The organism is Spongiactinospora sp. TRM90649, from assembly GCF_029382225.1.
Taxonomy (GTDB): Bacteria; Actinomycetota; Actinomycetes; order Streptosporangiales; family Streptosporangiaceae; genus Spongiactinospora.
In genome coordinates this window covers 37089-54984 of the sequence record NZ_JARLTC010000014.1, presented here as the reverse complement: position 1 = coordinate 54984, position 17896 = coordinate 37089, and the positions used below count along the sequence as shown (strand labels likewise).

The 17896-nt window shown below is 70.4% G+C and carries 15 protein-coding genes; 7 read left to right on the top strand and 8 right to left on the bottom strand.

Annotation, left to right across the window (positions count from 1 at the left end; all coding sequences use genetic code 11):
* Nucleotides 1-2 precede the first annotated feature (2 nt).
* The 4 genes from P3X83_RS18995 (at nucleotide 3) to P3X83_RS18980 (ending at nucleotide 5265) form a co-directional block, all read left to right on the top strand.
* Nucleotides 3-662: a hypothetical protein gene (locus tag P3X83_RS18995; protein ID WP_277306458.1), complete on the top strand. Its 660-nt coding sequence runs from the start codon at nucleotides 3-5 to the stop codon at nucleotides 660-662.
* Nucleotides 659-1747 (top strand): bifunctional lytic transglycosylase/C40 family peptidase, encoded by a 1089-nt coding sequence (locus P3X83_RS18990; protein ID WP_277306457.1) that lies wholly within the window; start codon nucleotides 659-661, stop codon nucleotides 1745-1747. The genes P3X83_RS18995 and P3X83_RS18990 overlap by 4 nt, the downstream gene beginning before the upstream one ends.
* A 14-nt stretch (nucleotides 1748-1761) precedes the next feature.
* Complete coding sequence (locus tag P3X83_RS18985) at nucleotides 1762-2154, top strand: (deoxy)nucleoside triphosphate pyrophosphohydrolase (RefSeq protein WP_277306456.1); 393 nt, start codon at nucleotides 1762-1764, stop codon at nucleotides 2152-2154.
* Nucleotides 2155-3996: 1842 nt separating this feature from the next.
* The gene (locus tag P3X83_RS18980; protein ID WP_277306455.1) at nucleotides 3997-5265 is read left to right on the top strand and encodes a hypothetical protein; all 1269 of its coding nucleotides are present in this window, start codon (nucleotides 3997-3999) and stop codon (nucleotides 5263-5265) included.
* 116 nt (nucleotides 5266-5381) lie between these two features.
* Here the strand turns inward: P3X83_RS18980 and P3X83_RS18975 are convergent, their stop codons facing one another.
* The 7 genes from P3X83_RS18975 to P3X83_RS18945 form a co-directional block, all read right to left on the bottom strand.
* Entirely contained in the window at nucleotides 5382-6143 is a 762-nt protein-coding gene (locus P3X83_RS18975; protein ID WP_277306454.1) for a succinate dehydrogenase/fumarate reductase iron-sulfur subunit, read from the bottom strand.
* Nucleotides 6140-8050: a fumarate reductase/succinate dehydrogenase flavoprotein subunit gene (locus tag P3X83_RS18970; RefSeq protein ID WP_277306453.1), complete on the bottom strand. Its 1911-nt coding sequence runs from the start codon at nucleotides 8048-8050 to the stop codon at nucleotides 6140-6142. The genes P3X83_RS18975 and P3X83_RS18970 overlap by 4 nt, the downstream gene beginning before the upstream one ends.
* Nucleotides 8051-8064: 14 nt before the next feature.
* Entirely contained in the window at nucleotides 8065-8868 is an 804-nt protein-coding gene (locus P3X83_RS18965; protein WP_277306452.1) for a hypothetical protein, read from the bottom strand.
* A gap of 221 nt (nucleotides 8869-9089) precedes the next feature.
* Complete coding sequence (locus P3X83_RS18960; protein WP_277306451.1) at nucleotides 9090-9539, bottom strand: response regulator; 450 nt, start codon at nucleotides 9537-9539, stop codon at nucleotides 9090-9092.
* A complete protein-coding gene (locus P3X83_RS18955) occupies nucleotides 9536-11098 on the bottom strand; it encodes an ATP-binding protein (RefSeq protein WP_277306450.1) in 1563 nt (520 codons plus the stop codon). Before P3X83_RS18955 ends, P3X83_RS18960 begins: the two co-directional genes overlap by 4 nt.
* Nucleotides 11095-12279 (bottom strand): SpoIIE family protein phosphatase, encoded by a 1185-nt coding sequence (locus tag P3X83_RS18950; RefSeq protein WP_277306449.1) that lies wholly within the window; start codon nucleotides 12277-12279, stop codon nucleotides 11095-11097. Before P3X83_RS18950 ends, P3X83_RS18955 begins: the two co-directional genes overlap by 4 nt.
* 26 nt (nucleotides 12280-12305) lie before the next feature.
* Nucleotides 12306-13244 (bottom strand): LysR substrate-binding domain-containing protein, encoded by a 939-nt coding sequence (locus P3X83_RS18945; RefSeq protein ID WP_277306448.1) that lies wholly within the window; start codon nucleotides 13242-13244, stop codon nucleotides 12306-12308.
* A gap of 290 nt (nucleotides 13245-13534) precedes the next feature.
* Between P3X83_RS18945 and P3X83_RS18940 the strand changes: the two genes are divergently transcribed.
* From P3X83_RS18940 to P3X83_RS18930, 3 genes are read left to right on the top strand one after another with little or no spacing between them, the layout of a single operon-like run.
* Nucleotides 13535-14200, top strand: a complete 666-nt coding sequence (locus P3X83_RS18940; protein WP_346742722.1) for a succinate dehydrogenase cytochrome b subunit — start codon at nucleotides 13535-13537, stop codon at nucleotides 14198-14200.
* The gene (locus P3X83_RS18935; protein WP_277306447.1) at nucleotides 14197-16122 is read left to right on the top strand and encodes a fumarate reductase/succinate dehydrogenase flavoprotein subunit; all 1926 of its coding nucleotides are present in this window, start codon (nucleotides 14197-14199) and stop codon (nucleotides 16120-16122) included. Before P3X83_RS18940 ends, P3X83_RS18935 begins: the two co-directional genes overlap by 4 nt.
* On the top strand, nucleotides 16119-16853 hold the full coding sequence (locus P3X83_RS18930; RefSeq protein ID WP_277306446.1) for a succinate dehydrogenase/fumarate reductase iron-sulfur subunit: 735 nt from the start codon (nucleotides 16119-16121) through the stop codon (nucleotides 16851-16853). Before P3X83_RS18935 ends, P3X83_RS18930 begins: the two co-directional genes overlap by 4 nt.
* A 673-nt stretch (nucleotides 16854-17526) precedes the next feature.
* On the opposite strand, the gene P3X83_RS18925 is transcribed toward P3X83_RS18930, so the two are convergent.
* Nucleotides 17527-17760, bottom strand: coding sequence for a hypothetical protein (locus tag P3X83_RS18925; protein ID WP_277306445.1), 234 nt, complete (start codon nucleotides 17758-17760; stop codon nucleotides 17527-17529).
* Between the last annotated feature and the right edge of the window lie 136 nt (nucleotides 17761-17896).

Below are 17896 nucleotides of genomic sequence, written 5' to 3'. Positions count from 1 at the left end.
GCATGCCGCAGATAGCCGGTGACCGGCGCAAGCTGGTGTTCGTCGCGCTGGTCGCCGTGCTGGCGGTGGTCGGGATCTACCTGACCATGGGCCCGAGCCCGGACGACTCACCGGACGACACGCGCGAGTCGGGCGTGAGCGGCGACGACCGGCCCGTGGCCGCGCCGACGCCGCGCCCTCCGCTCGCCACGGCCAGCAACGCCCCCTTCGACATCTACTCCTACCTGCCGATGTCGAAGGAGGAGCTGGCCGCGACGGCCGACGTGGCGCGGCGCTTCGTCGCCGCGTACGGCACGTTCCGCTTCGACGAGGAGCAGGACGCCTACGCAGACCGGCTGAAGAACTTCACCACCACCGAGCTGGGCTCCTACCTCGCCCGGGGCGTCGCCGCGCCGGGGATGATCGAGCAGAACGTGGCCGAGCAGCGGATCTCGGAGAGCACGGCCACCGTCAAGTCGATCCGGCAGGTCGACCAGAACTCTGTGATCTTCGTGGTGACCGCGAACCGGCGGGTCACCGTCCGGAACGTCCCATCGCAGAGCAGCGAGGACTTCGCCGTCACGCTGGTCCCGGTCGGCGGTGACTGGCGGGTGCACGACGTGCAGCCCGCCACCGACGGCCAGGAGGGCGACCCCGCCAGCGTGCCGGAGGGGGTGAGATGAGCGGATTCAGGGTACGGAGCGCCGTCTTAGTCGGCGTGGCGGGCCTGGTGCTGCTGACGCTCGTGATGGCGCCGATGCTGATGAGCACCTTCCCGTCGATCCTTGGCGGAAACGGCACGATGCCGGACTGCGAGGAGGTCGCCCCCGACGCCGGCGACCTCTCGCCGACCGCGACCTCCGACATCCCCGACGAGTACCTGGAGCTGTACGAGAAGCACGGCAAGAAGATCGGCGTGCAGTGGAACGTCCTGGCGGGGGTCGGTAAGCGGGAGACCAACCACGGCCGCTCGCGCCTGCCGGGCGTGCAGAGCGGTACCAACTCGGCGGGCGCGGCCGGTCCGATGCAGTTCCTGATCAGCACCTGGGGCGGTAAGGCGAAGATCAAGATCCCGTCGACGTTCAACGGCTACGCCTCAGACGGCGACGGCGACGGCTGGGCCGACGTCTACAACCCCGCCGACGCGATCCTGGGCGCGGCCCGGATGCTGAAGCGCAACGGGGCGCCGGAAGACCTGCGCCGGGCGCTGTTCACCTACAACCGGGCCTGGTGGTACGTCGACCAGGTGCTCGACATCGCCAAGCGTTACGCCAAGGACGGCGAGCTGAAGACCCCGCCAGAGGCCGACCCGATGTGCGACCAGCCGATGGTGGACGCCGCGCCGAACGAGGTGGTCAAGAAGATCCTCGACTACGCGCTGGCGCAGCGCGGAAAGCCGTACATCTGGGGCGGCACGGGGCCCGACGGGTTCGACTGCTCCGGCATCATCCACATGGCCTACCGCAACGCGGGGCTGACGATCCCGCGCACCACGTTCGTGCAGTGGCCTTTCGGCGTCCGGATCGACGAGGGCGACGAACAGCCCGGTGACCTGGTCTTCTTCAACGCGGGGCCGGGCACGGGGCCGAACCGCCCGGGGCACGTCGGCATGATCGTGTCGAAGGGGAAGATGATCGAGGCCAGATGCACGCTGTGCGGGCCGATCAAGGTGACGACTTACATGAATCGCCCGAATCGAATGGGGTTCACCCGGCCGCTTGACAACCCCGCCGTCCAGGAACAGCTAAAGCGGCTGGAGCAAGGGTGACATGATGACTTTTCATGGGTGATCAGATTGTGGTCGGCGCCGCGATCGTCTCCGGCGGAAAGCTGCTCAGCGCCCAGCGTGCCGAGCCTCCGGAACTTTACGGCGGGTGGGAGTTTCCCGGCGGAAAGGTCAATCCGGGCGAATCGGAAATCGATGCGCTGATCCGCGAGTGCGATGAGGAACTCGGCGTCCTCATCGAGGCCGGCCGTCGCGTGGGCGGCGACTGGCCCCTCGCGGACGGCTACGTCCTCCGCGTCTGGCTCGCCCGCGTGGTCGCGGGCGTACCCGAGCCGAAGGAGCACCTGGAACTCCGGTGGCTGGGGAAGGGGGAACTGTACGACGTTCCCTGGCTGCCCGCCGACCTGCCGATCGTCCACGCGGTGGAAGGGCTGCTCGGCGAGGATTGAGCATCGGCCCATAGTGACATAACGACTACTGTGGGTGTTTGTGGCGGGGTAAGAGTAGTAGGACCGGCACTGGCGGGTGTCGTAATCGGCGTCGCATTCGTAACCGTCCTGGGCGAATCGCGACCAACAGCGCCCGAGGGTGTTTCCCCATTGGCGCGCGACTCGGCATTGGGCGCGGGCTTGGGCTCGACGGCCGGCGGGCATGCCACGTCGTCGGGCGGCGGCGTCCTCGGAGGCCTGGCCTGGCCCGCCACCACGTCGGCCGACCCGTCACCCGCCCCAGCCGGCCGCTGGCTACGCCTTGGACTACGCGGCCCGGCCGCCGACGTCCGAGTATCTGTGGCCGCCGCCCCGACAGGCACGGTCTTCGTCGACTGCCGCACGCCCCTGCCCAGCCCGGATCCCGCCGGTGCGGAGGACAGGCCGGACCTGGCCGGCCCCGCGAACGGGACGTCCGGTCCGGTGGGCACGGCCGCGGAGGACAGGTTCAATCCGGCTGGTGCCTGGGATGCGGCCGGGGCGGCGGGTGCCGAGAACCGGGCGGGTTCGGTGGGGCGTCAGACACGGGCGTCTGGCGCCGGGCACCTGGTCGGTGCGGAGAGCAGGCCGCGGCCGGTCGGTGCGGGGAGTGGGATGGGCGCGCTGGGTGCGTCTCGCGTGGGGGGCGCGGACGGCCGGTCGCTGGGCTCAACCGGGGTGCGGAAGTCGGGCGACGCGGCCGGTAGGGGCGCGGCGCGAAGGGTTGTGCCGCATGAGTGCGCGCTCGGGGCGGTGGGGCGGGCTGGGCGGACGGTGAACGTATGGGTCGGGGCCGACGCGCCCCGTGAGGTCCGGCTCACGGCGCTCGCGAGCATGCGCCTCGGCGGGGACCACTGGACGGCCAGCGCCACCTCGGTGGACCTCGCCGGTGACCGTCTCGTCGAGGCGGCCCCTTCCGGCGACACCCTGGCACCGCACTGGCAGACGTACGGCACGGCGAACGGCGGCGCGGAAGTCCCGCCGTCGATGATCCAGCGCCTCTGGACCCTCGGGGCGGCCCCGGTGTCTCCGACGGGTCCCGCGCGCTCCGGCGGGCGGAAGGCGGCCCGCGACGGCTTCCCGCCGCGCGCCGCAGGCGGCGAGAGGGACGGCAGGCGGGTGCGGGCCGCCTCTGGCAAGGGAGAAACCGGACGCCAGGGACCGGCCTCCACCAGACGAGAACTCGCCCGTCCGGGAACGGCCCCCGGTGACGGCAGCGGCGCCGGTGTCGGCCGTCCCGGCGCGGGGCCGGGTGACGCGGGCTCCGGTGGCGGGGATACCGGTCGGCCTGGAGCGGTTTCGCCAGGCGGGGACCGTGGGCGTGCGGGGGCGGGGCGGCCTGGGGCTGTTTTGCCGGGGGGTGGCAGTGGGCATCCGGAGGTGGGGGGCGGGGCGGCAGGGGGTGGAACTGTGCCGGTGCCTCCTGGGGTGGTGGGGCCTCCGCCCCCAGTGCAACTGCCGCCGCCGGTGCAGGGGGGCGAAGTGCCGGTGTTGCCGCCGCCCGGGGGTGGGGCGCAGGCCGTGCCGCCGCCTGTGGTCGCGCCTCCGGGTGGGGAGGCGACGGCGCCGCCTCTGCCAAGACGGTTGACGACGACGGCGTTCGAGGAGGACGCGGAACCGGAGGGGGGCGGCGTCGATATGCGCGGCCTGCCCGTCGTATTGGGCGCTGTATTGGCGTTTCTCGGGGCCTTGTGGGGGCAGACGGCCCTTCGACGGCGGCGCCGGTCCCATTGATCCGAAAGCGGTGTTGCGGACACGGGTTTTGCTGTTACTTTTACCCATCTAGGGTTTTCCTTGACTTGGATGTGTTCGGGGAGGACACGGGTGTCGCGACAGGGGCGAGCCAAGGCGGTGGCCGTGCTGCTCGTGACGGTCGGCCTGTGCGGGGCCGGTGTTCTGGCCGCGGCGCCGATGATCGGCAACAGTGCGAACGCGGCGGCCGAAGAGCTGTCCGCCGCCGATCCGACGACGGTCCTCGACCCACCGGACGACAACGCAGGGCCGGAATCGCCAGACCAGTCGGATCTGGAGCCCGAGGTCACGATCACCGTCACCACGACCCCGGAAGAGCCGGTCGAGGTGACGACCACGATCACCGTGACGCCGCCGCCGAAGAAGCCGAAGAAGACCAAGCAGCCGCAACAGCAGCAGCCGCAGCCTCCGGTCCCGCCGGTCACGTCCGCGCCGCAGAGCCTGCCGAGCCAGGAGATCCAGGTTCCGCCCACGGCCACCAGCGATCCGCCCACGCCCACGGTCAGCGAGGCGGTCTCTCTTCCCGCGGTGACGGACTCGCCCGGCACCAGCGCGGCGCCGGTGCCGTCGGTGAGCCAGCCGCTCCCGACCGACCTGATCAGCAGCCCGGAGGTCGCCGCGATCGAACTGCGCGAGGCGTCGCCGGAGATGGACCGGGCGACGCTGAGCCGTCAGCTCGGCATCCCGGCGCTGGTGCTGATGCTGCTCGCGCTGTTCGCGGTGCTGGTCTATGAGAGCAAGCTGCGCCGTCTGGCCCACGCCGCCGCGATCAGGAGGGCCGGTCCCGGAGCGTGGGGACGTCAGGGCGCGGAGGTTCCGCCGTACGCGGGTTACCCGGCCGGGCCCGGATATGTCGCCGGATATCCGGCTCCTCCTGCGGCCTACTCCACGACGACCGTCGTCAACCTGATGCCGGTGCACAACTACCCGCCGCAGTACGCGCAGCCGACCTACGAGCAGGCCCCGTACGAGCCTCCGTCCGAAGCTCCCTTCGGGCCGCAGGTGCTCCAGCTTCCCCCGGGGTCCGTGGAGGAGTCCGGGCCGCCGGAACACTCCGCCTCGACGGCCCCGCCCGGGTCGCAGCCGGAGTTCTACGTGGAGCGCGTGCCCGCCCCGCCCACGAGCCCCCACGAGCAGCAGCCGCCGTTCGACGGCACCCTCGACGCCACGGCCGTCTACGTGATGCCCGAGCCGGGCGGCCCCGAGACCGGCCGTCCGCCCGGCCGTCCCGGACGGCCAGGAAAGCGCCGCAAGCCGGAGACCGACCCGGAGCTCCTTGACGGCCCCGGAGGCGGCGAGAAGGGGAAGGGCGGCCTGTTCCGCCGCCGCCGTTCCGACTGACGCTCAGGCCCGCGCAGAGCCCCGCCCAGGGGCGGCTGACAGAGAGCGCCCCAGGCCCCAGAAGCCGGAACGGGGCGGCGCCGGATCGGCGCCGCCCCGTTCGGTTCGTTACCTGCTCACTTCTTGGCGTCGGAACGCTTGAAGATCTTGTTGCCGAGCCAGACCAGCGGGTCGTAGCGGCGGTCGACGATGCGCTCCTTCATCGGGATGAGCGCGTTGTCGGTGATCTTGATGTGCTCCGGGCAGACCTCGGTGCAGCACTTGGTGATGTTGCAGTAGCCGAGGCCGTGCTCGTCCTGCGCGGCGTCCTTGCGGTCGGCCACGTCGTAGGGGTGCATGTCCAGCTCGGCGATCCGCATCAGGAAACGCGGGCCGGAGAACGCCGGCTTGTTCTCCTCGTGGTCACGGATCACGTGGCAGACGTTGTTGCACATGAAGCACTCGATGCACTTGCGGAACTCCTGCGACCGCTCGACATCGACCTGCTTCATCCGGTACTCGCCGGGCTTGACGTCGGCGGGCGGGGTGAACGACGGGATCTGCCTGGCCTTCTCGTAGTTGAAGGACACGTCGCAGACCAGGTCCTTGATCACGGGGAAGGTCCGCATCGGGGTGACCGTGACGACCTCGTTCTCCTCGAACGTGGACATCCGGGTCATGCAGCCCAGCCGCGGCTTGCCGTTGATCTCCATGGAACACGAGCCGCACTTGCCCGCCTTGCAGTTCCACCGCACGGCGAGGTCGGGCGCCTGGGTGGCCTGGAGCCGGTGGATGATGTCGAGGACGACCTCGCCCTCGTTCACCTCGACGGTGAAGTCCTCCAGCTTGCCGTCGCCGCCCTCACCGCGCCACACACGGAAGTTCGCCTTGTAACTCATGCTGATGCTGACTCCTTGACCGCGACGTCGAACTCGGTCATCTCGTCGTCCGTGAGGTACTTGCTCAGCTCCCCGCGGTCGAACAGGGTGAGCAGGTCGTCCCGCATGGACGGCTGGATCTTCTCCTCGATGGACACCGACGAGCCGTCGGCGTTCGCCGCGCAGACCAGCAGCCGCCGCCGCCAGTCCGCGGACATGTCGGGGTAGTCGTCACGGGTGTGGCCGCCCCGGCTCTCCTGGCGCAGCAGCGCGGCGCGTGCCACGCACTCGCTGACCAGCAGCATGTTGCGCAGGTCCAGGCACAGGTGCCAGCCGGGGTTGTAGATCCGGCTGCCCGCCGCGCCGACGCCCTTGGCGCGCTCGCGCAGCTTCTGCACGGCCTCCAGGGCCTCGGTGATCTCCTCGGCCTTGCGGATGATGCCGACCAGCTCGTTCATCGTCCGCTGGAGTTCCTGGTGGACCTCGTAGGGGTTCTCACCGGTCCGCTCCAGCGGGCTGAGCACCTCGGCCTTGGCGTCGGTCACCACCTGGTCGGAGACGGTGGGGCGCCGGGCCAGGCCGTCCACGTAGGCGGCGGCGCCGCCTCCGGCGCGGCGGCCGAAGACCAGCAGGTCCGACAGCGAGTTGCCGCCGAGCCGGTTGGAGCCGTGCATGCCGCCGGACACCTCGCCCGCCGCGAACAGGCCGGGCACCGAGGCCGCGCCGGTGTCGGCGTCGACCTCCACGCCGCCCATCACGTAGTGGCAGGTCGGGCCGACCTGCATGGGCTCGGCGGTGATGTCCACGTCGGCCAGTTCCTTGAACTGGTGGTGCATGGACGGCAGCCGCCTGCGGATCTCCTCGGCGGGCAGCCGGCTGGAGACGTCCAGGAACACCCCGCCCTGGGGTGATCCGCGCCCGGCCTTCACCTCGGCGTTGATCGCCCTGGCCACCTCGTCACGCGGCAGCAGCTCCGGAGGGCGGCGGTTGTTGGCCTGGTCGTTGTACCAGCGGTCGCCCTCCTCCTCGGTGGTGGCGTACTTGTCCTTGAACACCTCGGGGATGTAGTCGAACATGAACCGCTTGCCCTCGGAGTTGCGCAGCACCCCGCCGTCACCGCGGACCGACTCGGTGACCAGGATGCCGCGCACCGAAGGCGGCCACACCATGCCGGTCGGGTGGAACTGGATGAACTCCATGTTGATCAGCCGGGCCCCGGCCAGCAGCGCCAGCGCGTGGCCGTCGCCGGTGTACTCCCAGGAGTTGGAGGTCACCACGTAGGACTTGCCGATGCCGCCGGTGGCGAGCACCACGGCGGGGGCCTCGAACAGGATCAGCGAGCCGTTCTCCCGCCAGTAGCCGAAGGCCCCGGCGATCGCGCCCTGCTCCTCGTCCTTCAGCAGGCGGGTGATCGTGCACTCGGCGAAGACCTTGATGTACGCCTCGTGGTCGCCGTGGACGGCGAAGTCCTCCTGCTGGAGCGCGACCACGCGCTGCTGGAGGGTGCGGATCATCTCCAGGCCGGTGCGGTCGCCGACGTGCGCCAGCCGGGGGTACTCGTGCCCGCCGAAGTTGCGCTGGCTGATCTTGCCGTCCTTGGTGCGGTCGAACAGCGCGCCCCACGCCTCCAGCTCCCAGACGCGGTCCGGGGCCTCCTTGGCGTGCAGCTCGGCCATCCGCCAGTTGTTCAGGAACTTGCCGCCGCGCATGGTGTCGCGGAAGTGGACCTTCCAGCTGTCGTCCGGGTTGACGTTGCCCATGGCGGCGGCCGCGCCGCCCTCGGCCATCACGGTGTGGGCCTTGCCGAACAGCGACTTGCACACGATGGCGGTCTTCTTGCCCTGCTGACGCGCCTCGATCGCGGCTCGCAGCCCGGCCCCGCCCGCGCCGATGACGACGACGTCGTACTTGTGACGTTCGATATCCATGATCGGGGCTTTCCTTAGAAGAACGTGATGTCGGTGATGACGCCCTTGGCCACCAGCCGGACGTAGAGGTCGGCGAACATGACCGTGTACATCGAGATCCAGGCCAGCAGCATGTGCCTGGCGTTCAGCTTGGAGACGAGGCCCCAGAACCGATACCTGAGCGGGTGACGCGAGAAGTGGTTCAGCCGCCCGGCGACGATGTGCCTGCAGGAGTGGCAGGAGAGCGTGTAGGCGACGATGAAGATCGCGTTGATCACCAGGATCAGGGTGCCGAGCCCCATGTGCCCCCACTCGCCGTGGGAGTTACGGAACGCGAGGATCGCGTCGTAGGAGAGGATCGCACCGATCAGAATCGCGCCGTAGAAGAAGTAACGGTGCACGTTCTGGATGATCAGCGGGAACCGGGTCTCACCGGTGTACTTGCCGTGCGGCTCGTTGACCGCGCAGGCCGGCGGCGACAGCCAGAACGACCGGTAGTACGACTTCCGGTAGTAATAACAGGTGAGACGGAAGCCCGCGGGCAGGCCGAGGACCAGGAAGCCCGGCGGCAGCGGGAACCAGTCGCCGATGGGTGCGAACCCGAAGAGTCGTGCGCCCTCGGGGCATGCCGTGGTGAGGCATGGCGCGGAGAACGGGGCGAGATACGGCTCCACGAAGTAGCTGGAGTCGAAGATCGCCCAGAATCCGTACACGAGGAAGGACGCCAGGGCGGCGAACGTCAGCGCAGGGGCCAGCCACCATCGGTCGGTGCGCAGTGTGCGGGCCTTGAGCTGCGCGCGTTGTCTCCTGGCCGGGCTCTCGGCCGTTGTCTGGGTCATCGGGGACCTCTCCATGTCCCTGGACCTCGCCGTCCGGGGTCCGGGTGTCGTCTATCGTCGTGCGCGCACGGTGACGGTCGCGCCGAATCACACGCTGTGCCGCGCGTTGGTGGCAGATACGTTACGACTACCGCATCCACTTATGTGAACGGGGTCACTCACTTTTTCGCCGACCAGGTGTGATTCCTGTCACGTCTACCCGTCAGAGCGGCGTTCAAGTGTCACGAGTGCGGTGCGGGACGGGCGAGTTTGACCACGGTCACGAAGAAGTCGTCGATCTGCCGGACCACCTGGATGAACCGCTCGAAGTCCACCGGCTTGGAGACGTAGGCGTTGGCGTGCAGGTGGTAGCTGCGCAGGATGTCCTGTTCGGCCTCAGAAGTAGTCAGGACGACCACGGGGATGCTGCGGATCCGCTCGTCGTCTTTGATGACGGACAGCACCTCCAGGCCGTCCATCCCCGGCAGGTTGAGGTCGAGCAGGATCAGGTCGGGGCGCGGCACGTCGGCGTAGGCGCCCTCGCGGCGCAGGAAGGCGAGCGCCTGCTCGCCGTCGCCCACCACGTGCAGGCGGTTGCGCAGCTTGTTGTAGTCGAACGCCTCCCTGGTCAGGAGCACGTCGCCCGCGTCGTCCTCGACCAGCAGCACCTCGATCGGATACGGGGCGGTCATTCGCTCTCTCCAGGTCGCGGACGGCCGGGGCCGTCGGGAGCCGTCGCGGGCAGGGTCCACCGGAAGGTCGTGCCCGGCGTGCCGGAGGCGGGGTGCTCGACCCAGATCCGGCCGCCCAGATACTCGACGATCTTCTTCGCCATCGCCAGCCCGATTCCCGTGCCCGGATAGGCGTCCCGGGAGTGCAGTCGCTGGAAGATCAGGAAGATCCGGTCAGTGTAGCGGGGGTCGATGCCGATCCCGTTGTCGGAACAGGAGAACTCCCACATGTCGCCGTCGCGCACGGCCTCGATCCGGATCAGCGGCGGATCGGCCGAGCGGAACTTCACCGCGTTGCTCACCACGTTCTGCCAGAGCCGGGAGAGCAGCAGCGGATTGCCCCGGACCTGGGGCAGCTCGCCGTACTCGATCCGGGCGCCGGACTCCTCGATCGGGGCGGCCAGGTCGCGCAGCGCGGCCCGCAGGGCGTCGCCGGAGCCGGTCGGCACCCGCTCGCCGCCGACTCTGCCGACCCGGGAGAAGTCGAGCAGGTCGTTGATCAGCTTCTGCATCCGCTTGGCGCCGTCCACCGCGTATCCGATGTACTGCCGGGCGCGGTCGTCGAGCTGGTCCGCGTAGCGCTGTTCGAGCATCTGGGTGAAGCTGGCCACCTTGCGCAGCGGCTCCTGGAGGTCGTGGCTGGCGACGTAGGCGAACTGCTCCAGCTCGCCGTTGGACCTGCGCAGCTCCGTGGCCTGGTCTTCGAGGCGGCGCTGGGCCTCGGCGGTGGCCCGCCACTCCGACAGGATGCGCTCGCGCATGTCGTCGACATGGGCGGACAGCGCGGTCAGCTCGGCCGGGCCGCGCACCTGGACCCGGTGGTCGAAGTCGCCCGCCGCCACCAGGCCGACCTGCCGGTTCAGCTCGGTGACCGGCCGCAGCACCGCCCGGCGCAGCACCAGCACCAGGGCGGTCAGCGAGACGACCAGCAGCGTCACCCAGATCGCCAGGGACAGGTAGAACCGGCTGACCCGGCGCGTCATCTCCGCGCTGCCCTCCCGGTGCAGCACGGCCAGCCGTTCCCGCAGGACGGCCTGCCCGCCCTGCACCGCCGCCCGGCCGGCCTTGTCGGCCTCCTCGTTGGCGGGGGTGCCCGCCGCGACCACGTCGGCGTACTCGCGCCGCCAGCGCGCGGAGGCGTCGCTCAGGCGGGTGAGCGCGTCCGTCACCGGCCGGACCCGCTCGTGGCCGGTCATCAGCCGGGAGATCTGGGCCGTGGCGGCGCCCTCGGCGGCGACGGCCTCGCGGTAGGCGGCCAGCCGGTCGGGACGCTCGTCGGCGCGGTAGAGGGCGACCGCGGTCTGCTGGTCGCCCTGCGCGTCGCTGAGGTCCATCGTGTAGAGGATCGCCGGGTCGATCACGTCGAGCACCTGGCTCCTGGCCTGCCTGCTGTTGCCGAGCGCCGCCGTGATCAGCGCGGAGCCGGCCAGCAGCAGCACGGCCATCAGCGTGCCGGTGGCCAGGAACAACCGCCCGAGCGGGAGGCCGAACAGCCAGCGGAGGGGATGCCGCAGCTTCACGAGGCGCTCCCGGTCCTGCGCCGGACGAGTAGCAGCGCCAGGTCGTCGTTGAGCGCGATCTGCCGCCGCTCGGTGATCGTGTTGACGATGCCGTCGAAGTCGAAGCCGCCGTGTTCGCGAACCATCCGCATCAGTCCCTCCAGGCCGAGCAGGCCACTGCCCATCGACGCCTCGATCAGGCCGTCCGTGTAGAGGAGCAGCGCCCAGTCGCGGCCGAGCGGGACGTCGATCGCGGGCCACTCGGCGTCGGGGAAGATGCCGAGCGGCGGGCCGGAGGGGGTGCCGGGCACGAAGTCGATGGCGTCGCCGTCCATGACCAGCGGGGGCGGATGGCCGACCACCCACATGCGGGCCGAGTCGAGCGCGGGGGCGATCGTGACCGTGCAGATGGTGGTGAAGATCTCCGGGGCGTTGCGCTCCTGGCGCAGCAGGGCGTCCAGGATGCGTAGCATGTCGGTGCCGGTGTGACCGGCGAGCACCAGCGTGCGCCAGGCGATCCGCAGCGCGACGCCGAGCGCGGCCTCGTCCGGGCCGTGCCCGCTGACGTCGCCGATCACGATGTGCACCGCGCCGTCCGGGGTCTGCACGGTGTCGTAGAAGTCGCCGGCGAGCAGCGCCTCCTGGCGCCCGGGGATGTAGCGGGTGTGGTGTTCGAGGTCGTCGGTCCGCAGCAGCGCCACCGGCAGCAGGCCGTGCTCCAGCCGGGCGTTCTCCTCGGCCACCCGCTCGGCCTCCAGGAGCCGCTGCCTGGCCAGTACGGCGTGCTTGCGTTCGAGGGCGTAGCGGATCGCACGGTCGAGCTGCCGGGTGGTCACCTCGCCCTTGACCAGGTAGTCCTCCGCCCCGGCGGCGACGGCGGCGGCCCCCGCCTGCGCGTCGTCCAGCCCGGTCAGCACCAGCACGGCCGCGTGCGGGGCCCTGGCGAGCACCTGCTGGGGTGCCTGCAGGCCGGTGGCGTCCGGCATGGACAGATCGACGAGCACGCAGTGCACCTCGGGGGAGAGCCTGGCCAGGCCGTCCGCGAGGCTGCGCGCCCAGATGATCTTGGGCGGTGCGTCGGTGGCGCCGAGCAGCTCCTGCACCAGGTAGGCATCGCCCGGGTCGTCCTCGATCAGCAGCAGCGTGAGAGGGTACGGCCGGTCCGATGACTCGACGTGAGTGCCGGGGGGCAGCGAAATCACGGGCGCCTCATATGTCCAAGGCCGGCCTAGGTTGACCGGCCTGCTAATTCAACTCCCTGGGGCAGGCTGCCGTCATGCGCGGCCTCGATGAGAAACCTCAGCAGCGTCGCGCGGAACGCCTGCGCGGCGCGGATCGGTTCGACGTCCTTGCGGTGCGACAGCGCGATGGTGCGGTGCAGGCCCGGTGGGGCCAGCGGGGTGCCGATCAGGCCGGGCCGGCCGTCCAGCACCATGGAGGGGACCACGGCCACGCCCAGACCGGCTTCGACGAAACGCAGCACGGCGTCCATCTCACCGCCCTCGACCGCGAACCGCGGCTCGAAGCCCGCCTGGCGGCACGCGCTCAGCGTGGCCTCCCGCAGGTCGTATCCGCGTCTGAACATCACCAGCGGCCGTCCCCGGAGATCCTCGATGCGGAGGTGGGACCGGCGGGCCGGCGGCGCGTGCGACGGCGAGGCCACCACCAGATTTTCGCTGAGGATCTCCTCGGTGACCAGAGAGGGGTCGCTGCTGTGCAGCGGCAGGATGATCAGGGCGAGGTCGAGCTGTCCCCGGGCGAGGTCGCGCACGAGGTCACGGGAGCCGCCCTCCTCGACCAGCAGCTCCACCCCCGGGTAGTCCTTGTGGAAGAGGGCCAGCGCGTCGGCCAGCAGCCCCGCGCACAGCGAGGGAGTGGCCCCCAGCCGCACCCGGCCGCGCCGCAGGCCCGCCAGCTCGGCGACCTCCCTGCGGGCGGTGTCGGCGTCGGCCAGCATCCGGCGGGCCAGGGGCAGCAGCGCCTCGCCCGCGGGGGTGAGCGTGACGTTGCCCCTGGCGCGGTTGAGCAGGGCCGTGCCCAGTTCGTCCTCCAGCGCCCTGATCTGCTTGCTCAGCGACGGCTGGGCGACCCGCATCCGCTCGGCGGCATGGGTGAAGTGGCGGGTCTCGGCGACCGCCACGAAGTACGCCAGTTGCTGAAGCTGCACAGTTCAATAGCTTAGGGCTATCGAGCCCGACGGATCCATTCCGGTGTGAGATTGGTCGCAGTGGACACGGTCACGCGTGTCGCGCAGGGCGTGGACGCAGAGTGAATAGCCACAGGCTATGGAAACCAGACATGCAGCGACTTGGACGCCTCAGCGGTACGATTCATACCTTCGATGGCGTGACTGCCACGATCGAGCGCGGATCCGCGACCGCGCCAGTTGGCTCCCCGAGGCCCGCCGCAGAGCGGACCCCCAGGGTGAGCACGCCGCCCCCCGCCCGCCATTCCCGTTTGCGTTCCTCCAACGGCCGCAAGGCCGTGATGGCGGTCACCGGCGCCGTGCTGGTGCTGTACCTGATCGCGCACATGGCCGGAAACCTCAAGATCTTCTATGGCGCCGCCGCGTTCAACGAGTACGCGGCCTGGCTGCGCGAGGTCGGGCACCCGCTGGTGCCGAACCGCACCGTGCTCACGCTGGTCGAAGTGGTGCTCGCGGTGTGCGTGCTGGCGCACATGTGGTCGGCGATCTCGCTGGCCAGGCGGGCGCACCGGGCCAGGCCGGTCAAGTACGCGGCCAGGCCGAAGTCGCAGGCGTCCGGCTACGCCGTCCACACCATGCGGTTCGGCGGGATCATCATCCTGCTCTTCGTCATCTGGCACCTGCTGGACCTGACGTTCGCGACGGTCAACCCGGCGGGCCCGGCGGGCGCGCCGTACGACCGGATGGTGGAGGGCTTCGCGGCCGGCAGGTGGCCGGTCACCCTCTTCTACGTGCTGGCCCTGCTCATGGTGGGACTGCACCTGCGGCACGGCCTGTGGAGCGCGTTCCAGACGCTCGGCGTGGTCGGCGCGCGCCGCGAGAAGGCGCTGAAGCTGGCCGCGGCCGGGGTCTCCGGGCTGCTGGTCCTCGGGTTCATGGCCGTTCCCCTCGCGATCACGTTCGGAGTGGTGAAGTGAGCTACACCGTCGGAGAGCCGATCCGCGACCGCAAGGCCCCGGAGGGGCCGATCGAGGAGCGCTGGAGCAAGCGGCGCTTCTCCGCGAAGCTCGTCAACCCCGCCAACAAGCGCAAGCTGCACGTCATCGTGGTCGGCACCGGCCTCGCGGGCGGCTCGGCCGCCGCGACGCTGGGCGAGCTCGGCTACAACGTCACGTCGTTCTGCTACCAGGACTCGCCGCGCCGGGCGCACTCGATCGCCGCGCAGGGCGGGATCAACGCCGCCAAGAACTACCGGGGCGACGGCGACAGCGTGTACCGGCTGTTCTACGACACGGTCAAGGGCGGCGACTTCCGCGCCCGCGAGTCGAACGTGTACCGGCTCGCCGAGGTCAGCGTCAACATCATCGACCAGGCCGTGGCCCAGGGCGTGCCGTTCGCCCGCGAGTACGGCGGCCTGCTCGACACCCGGTCCTTCGGCGGCGCGCAGGTCTCGCGGACCTTCTACGCGCGCGGCCAGACCGGGCAGCAGCTCCTGCTCGGCGCCTACCAGGCGCTGGAGCGGCAGATCGCGGCCGGCACGGTGAAGATGAACACCAGGCACGAGATGCTCGACCTGGTCATCTCGGACGGCCGGGCGCGCGGCGTCATCGTCCGCGACCTGGTCACCGGCGAGATCGAGACCCACGTGGCCGACGCCGTCGTGCTGGCCACGGGCGGCTACGGCAACGTGTTCTTCCTGTCCACGAACGCCAAGGGGTGCAACACCACGGCGATCTGGCGGGCGCACCAGCGCGGGGCCTACTTCGGCAATCCGTGTTACACCCAGATCCACCCCACGTGCATCCCGGTGAGCGGGGAGTACCAGTCCAAGCTGACCCTCATGTCGGAGTCGCTGCGGAACGACGGGCGGGTGTGGGTGCCGGTCGAGGGCGGGGACACGCGCGCGCCGGGGGATATCCCCGAGGACGAGCGCGACTACTACCTTGAGCGGATTTATCCTGCCTTCGGGAACCTCGTCCCCCGGGACATCGCCTCCCGCGCCGCCAAGAACGTCTGCGACGAAGGACGCGGCGTCGGCCCCGGCGGGCTCGGCGTCTACCTGGACTTCGCCGACGCCATCCGCCGCCTCGGACGCGACGCCGTCGAGCAGAAGTACGGCAACCTGTTCGAGATGTACGAGCGGATCACCGGCGAGGACCCCTACACCCAGCCGATGCGGATCTACCCCGCCGTCCACTACACGATGGGCGGGCTGTGGGTGGACTACGACCTGCAGTCCACCATCCCCGGCCTGTTCGTCGTCGGCGAGGCCAACTTCTCCGACCACGGCGCCAACCGGCTCGGCGCCTCCGCCCTGATGCAGGGCCTCGCCGACGGCTACTTCGTGCTGCCCACCACGCTCGGCGACTACCTCGCCGAGGGCCCCTACGGCGAGGTGGACGAGATGGACGTGGCCGAGGCCGAGACCTCCGTGCGCAGCAGGATCCACCGCCTGCTCTCGGTGAACGGCACCCGCACCGCCGACTCCTACCACCGCGAGCTCGGCAAGATCATGTGGGACTACTGCGGCATGGAGCGCACCGAGGAGTCGCTGCGCAAGGCCCTTGAGCGCATCCCCGAGCTGCGCGAGGAGTTCTGGCGCAACGTCAAGGTCTCCGGCCAGGCCGAGGAACTCAACCAGGCACTGGAGCGGGCCGGGCGGGTCGCCGACTTCTTCGACCTCGCCGAACTGATGTGCATCGACGCGCTGCACCGCACCGAATCCTGCGGCGGGCACTTCCGCGCTGAGTCCCAGGACGCCGACGGCGAGGCGCTGCGCGATGACGAGGACTTCGCGTACGTCGCCGCCTGGGAACACCGCCCCGACGGCGGGCCCGTGCTGCACCGTGAAGACCTCAGGTACGAATACGTGAAGATGAGCCAGCGGAGCTACAAGTGAACCTCACCCTTAAGGTCTGGCGCCAGAACGGCCCCTCCGACCGGGGGCGGATGGTGAAATACCTCGTCGAGGATGTTTCGCCGGACATGTCGTTCCTGGAGATGCTGGACGTCCTCAACGAACGCCTCATCCTCGAAGGCGACGACCCGATCGCCTTCGACCACGACTGCCGCGAAGGCATCTGCGGCATGTGCGGGATGGTCATCAACGGCGTCGCCCACGGCGAGCAGCGCGCCACCACCACGTGCCAGCTCCACATGCGGCACTTCGAGGACGGCGCCACCATCACCATCGAACCGTGGCGGGCCGCGCCGTTCCCGGTCGTCAAGGACCTGGTCGTGGACCGCTCGTCGTTCGACCGCATCATCCAGGCGGGCGGGTTCATCTCGGTGCCGGCGGGGTCGGCGCCGGACGCGCATGCCGTACCGGTCAAGAAGGACGACGCCGACGCCGCCTTCGACGCCGCCACCTGCATCGGCTGCGGCGCCTGCGTCGCGGCCTGCCCCAACGGCTCCGCCTCCCTCTTCACCGCCGCCAAGATCACCCACCTCGGCCTCCTGCCCCAGGGCCAGCCGGAACGCGACAAGCGCGCCCAGGCCATGGTCGAGCAGATGGACACGGAGGGTTTCGGCGGCTGCACCAACACCGGCGAATGCACCGCCGTCTGCCCGAAGGGCATCCCGCTGTCCACCATCACCCAGATGAACCACGACTACCTGAAGTCCGGCTGACACCTTTCGACATCCGGGGCCGCCACCGATGGGGAGTCGGTGCGGCCCCGGCCGTGTTCTCGCGCGTGTGACAGCAGCCGCCTGATCACCCGATTCCGCCCTCCCCGCCTGTTCCCCCAAGGCCGCGCACCTGATCGCCCTCGCTCCGCTCGGCCAGCTTCCCAAGGTCCGCGCTTCGCGCGTCCAATGGGCCTCGCTGCGCTCGGACGCTCTTTCTTGGCGCGCTATCGCGCGATCGTCCTCGCTCCGCTCGGGTCACGCCCCTGCACTGCCCGCGTGATTCCGCCGCTCCGCTCGGGCGGGCCTTCCCGTCCCGATGCCATCGCCCGAGGGCGTCCCTGCCGCTAGAGCGGGAAGTACGCCGAACGCCTCGCCGTGGAGCAGACGCTCGACGACCCGGCCACGCGGCTCATCGCATCCCGACCCGCGATCCGGCTACGGCGCGCCGCCTATACGCCGACGCCCGTGCATGGCCACTGTCCTGTACCCGGCGCCTACCAGGCGTGGGTACGTCTCGCCGTTACGGCACCGGCCCAAAGCCTTTCGCCGGTTTGCCGTCCGTGTCGTCACCGGGCCACCGGGCCGCCGGGATGTCCGGGACTGGTCGGTCGTCCGGCGGGTGGGGGCCTCGGCGAGGCGCGGCCGGGAAGGTGGCGTGCGCCCCGCCGAGGGGTCAGGCGGCACCCATGCGGGCCAGGATGCCGAGTTGTCCGGCCAGTGCGGCGGACAGGTCGATCGGCGTCGGGGCGGTCACCTGCTCACGTACCCCGGCGTCGCGCTGGCGGCCGGTGATCGGGCCGCGCCGTTCGGCCCGCCATTCGCCGTGTTCGATGGTGATGTGCCAGCCGGGGAACGTGGCCTCCAGCGCGGCCAGGTGCGCGCGGTCGCGCACGGTCAAGTCATCCACGGACGCCACCTTCGGGGTGGGGGCGCGGACGGGCCGGCCGGGTGAGTGACCACGGCCCGTCCGCGCCGGGGCATGGGGACACTGGGCCCCGTGCCGCGCGGCGGTGTGGCCACCGCGCTTCCTGGAAGGTCTCAGA

Excerpts from the sequence above, each read along its gene's own strand:
- P3X83_RS18995 (WP_277306458.1), top strand. The coding sequence starts at position 3 with ATGCCGCAGATAGCCGGTGACCGGCGCAAGCTGGTGTTCGTCGCGCTG.
- P3X83_RS18990 (WP_277306457.1), top strand. The coding sequence starts at position 659 with ATGAGCGGATTCAGGGTACGGAGCGCCGTCTTAGTCGGCGTGGCGGGC.
- P3X83_RS18985 (WP_277306456.1), top strand. The coding sequence starts at position 1,762 with ATGGGTGATCAGATTGTGGTCGGCGCCGCGATCGTCTCCGGCGGAAAG.
- P3X83_RS18970 (WP_277306453.1), bottom strand. The coding sequence starts at position 8,050 with ATGGATATCGAACGTCACAAGTACGACGTCGTCGTCATCGGCGCGGGC.
- P3X83_RS18975 (WP_277306454.1), bottom strand. The coding sequence starts at position 6,143 with ATGAGTTACAAGGCGAACTTCCGTGTGTGGCGCGGTGAGGGCGGCGAC.
- P3X83_RS18965 (WP_277306452.1), bottom strand. The coding sequence starts at position 8,868 with ATGACCCAGACAACGGCCGAGAGCCCGGCCAGGAGACAACGCGCGCAG.
- P3X83_RS18960 (WP_277306451.1), bottom strand. The coding sequence starts at position 9,539 with ATGACCGCCCCGTATCCGATCGAGGTGCTGCTGGTCGAGGACGACGCG.